Consider the following 3,231-nt stretch of genomic DNA (forward strand, 5'->3'; position numbering starts at 1 on the left):
TTGTACATTGAAAACTAGATAAGTAAGTAAAATAGATTTTACCAAGCAAAACCGAGTGAATTAGAGTTTTAAAGCTTGAATTCAAAAAGTAATCGCTAGTGTTCGAAAGAACACTCACAGATTAATAACTAGATTAAGTTATTAAGGGCGCACGGTGAATGCCTTGGCACTAGAAGCCGATGAAGGACGTTACTAACGACGATATGCTTTGGGGAGCTGTAAGTAAGCTGTGATCCAGAGATTTCCGAATGGGGGAACCCAACACGAGTTATGTCGTGTTATCGACATGTAAATTCATAGCATGTCAGATGGTAGACCCGGAGAACTGAAACATCTTAGTACCCGGAGGAAGAGAAAGAAAAATCGATTCCCTGAGTAGCGGCGAGCGAAACGGGAAGAGCCCAAACCAATGAGCTTGCTTGTTGGGGTTGTAGGACACTCTTTTAGAATTAGAAATGGATTGCTTAGACGAAGCATCTGGAAAGATGCATCAGAGAAGGTAATAATCCTGTAGTCGAAAAGCAATACACTCTTGAGTGGATCCTGAGTACGACGGAGCACGTGTAATTCCGTCGGAATCTAGGAGGACCATCTCCTAAGGCTAAATACTCTCTAGTGACCGATAGTGAACCAGTACCGTGAGGGAAAGGTGAAAAGCACCCCGGAAGGGGAGTGAAATAGAACTTGAAACCGTGTGCTTACAAGTAGTCAGAGCCCGTTAATGGGTGATGGCGTGCCTTTTGTAGAATGAACCGGCGAGTTACGATCTGATGCAAGGTTAAGCAGCGAATGTGGAGCCGTAGCGAAAGCGAGTCTGAATAGGGCGCTGAGTATTTGGTCGTAGACCCGAAACCAGGTGATCTACCCATGACCAGGTTGAAGTTCAGGTAACACTGAATGGAGGACCGAACCGACTTACGTTGAAAAGTGAGCGGATGAGTTGTGGGTAGCGGAGAAATTCCAATCGAACTTGGAGATAGCTGGTTCTCTCCGAAATAGCTTTAGGGCTAGCCTCAAGTGATGATTATTGGAGGTAGAGCACTGTTTGGACGAGGGGCCCCTCTCGGGTTACCGAATTCAGACAAACTCCGAATGCCAATCAATTTAACTTGGGAGTCAGAACATGGGTGATAAGGTCCGTGTTCGAAAGGGAAACAGCCCAGACCACCAGCTAAGGTCCCAAAATATATGTTAAGTGGAAAAGGATGTGGCGTTGCCCAGACAACTAGGATGTTGGCTTAGAAGCAGCCATCATTTAAAGAGTGCGTAATAGCTCACTAGTCGAGTGACACTGCGCCGAAAATGTACCGGGGCTAAACATATTACCGAAGCTGTGGATTGTCCGTAGGACAGTGGTAGGAGAGCGTTCTAAGGGCGTTGAAGCATGACCGTAAGGACGTGTGGAGCGCTTAGAAGTGAGAATGCCGGTGTGAGTAGCGAAAGATGGGTGAGAATCCCATCCACCGATTGACTAAGGTTTCCAGAGGAAGGCTCGTCCGCTCTGGGTTAGTCGGGACCTAAGCCGAGGCCGACAGGCGTAGGCGATGGATAACAGGTTGATATTCCTGTACCACCTCAATTCGTTTTAAGCGATGGGGGGACGCAGTAGGATAGGCGAAGCGTGCTGTTGGAGTGCACGTCCAAGCAGTAAGGCCGAGTGGTAGGCAAATCCGCCACTCATCAAGCTGAGCTGTGATGGGGAGAGGAAATTGTTTCCTCGAGTCGTTGATTTCACACTGCCGAGAAAAGCCTCTAGCTAGAATATAGGTGCCCGTACCGCAAACCGACACAGGTAGTCAAGATGAGAATTCTAAGGTGAGCGAGCGAACTCTCGTTAAGGAACTCGGCAAAATGACCCCGTAACTTCGGGAGAAGGGGTGCTCTTTGGGGTTCACGCCCTGAAGAGCCGCAGTGAATAGGCCCAAGCGACTGTTTATCAAAAACACAGGTCTCTGCTAAACCGTAAGGTGATGTATAGGGGCTGACGCCTGCCCGGTGCTGGAAGGTTAAGAGGAGTGGTTAGCTTCTGCGAAGCCACGAATCGAAGCCCCAGTAAACGGCGGCCGTAACTATAACGGTCCTAAGGTAGCGAAATTCCTTGTCGGGTAAGTTCCGACCCGCACGAAAGGCGTAACGATTTGGGCACTGTCTCAACGAGAGACTCGGTGAAATCATAGTACCTGTGAAGATGCAGGTTACCCGCGACAGGACGGAAAGACCCCGTGGAGCTTTACTGTAGCCTGATATTGAAATTCGGCGCAGCTTGTACAGGATAGGTAGGAGCCTTAGATACGTGAGCGCTAGCTTACGTGGAGGCGTTGGTGGGATACTACCCTAGCTGTGTTGGATTTCTAACCCGCACCATTGATCATGGTGGGAGACAATGTCAGGTGGGCAGTTTGACTGGGGCGGTCGCCTCCTAAAAGGTAACGGAGGCGCTCAAAGGTTCCCTCAGAATGGTTGGAAATCATTCACAGAGTGTAAAGGCATAAGGGAGCTTGACTGCGAGACTTACAAGTCGAGCAGGGTCGAAAGACGGACTTAGTGATCCGGTGGTTCCGCATGGAAGGGCCATCGCTCAACGGATAAAAGCTACCCCGGGGATAACAGGCTTATCTCCCCCAAGAGTTCACATCGACGGGGAGGTTTGGCACCTCGATGTCGGCTCATCGCATCCTGGGGCTGTAGTCGGTCCCAAGGGTTGGGCTGTTCGCCCATTAAAGCGGTACGCGAGCTGGGTTCAGAACGTCGTGAGACAGTTCGGTCCCTATCCGTCGTGGGCGTAGGAAATTTGAGAGGAGCTGTCCTTAGTACGAGAGGACCGGGATGGACATACCTCTGGTGTACCAGTTGTCGTGCCAACGGCATCGCTGGGTAGCTATGTATGGACGGGATAAGTGCTGAAAGCATCTAAGCATGAAGCCCCCCTCAAGATGAGATTTCCCAACTTCGGTTATAAGATCCCTCAAAGATGATGAGGTGAATAGGTTCGAGGTGGAAGCGTAGCGATACGTGGAGCTGACGAATACTAATCGATCGAAGACTTAATCAATTTTAAATGTTTTGTTTGTATCATCCTTTTACTTACTATCTAGTTTTGAATGTATAATGTATATATTCATCTTGTCTGGTGATAATGGCAAGGAGGTCACACCTGTTCCCATGCCGAACACAGAAGTTAAGCTCCTTAGCGCCCATGGTAGTCGGACTTACGTTCCGCGAGAGTAGGAC

Annotated in this window: 2 rRNA genes; both read left to right on the forward strand. The window is 49.2% G+C overall.

The annotated features are described in order from the left end of the window. Window positions 1-131 precede the first annotated feature (131 nt). Window positions 132-3,052 (forward strand): 23S ribosomal RNA (locus tag ACSBRB_RS10535). A gap of 74 nt (window positions 3,053-3,126) precedes the next feature. Beyond that, window positions 3,127-3,231, forward strand: a 5S ribosomal RNA gene (gene rrf, locus ACSBRB_RS10540); the annotation flags it as partial.

It is taken from the genome of Staphylococcus auricularis (assembly GCF_051172115.1).
Taxonomy (GTDB): Bacteria; Bacillota; Bacilli; order Staphylococcales; family Staphylococcaceae; genus Staphylococcus; species Staphylococcus auricularis_A.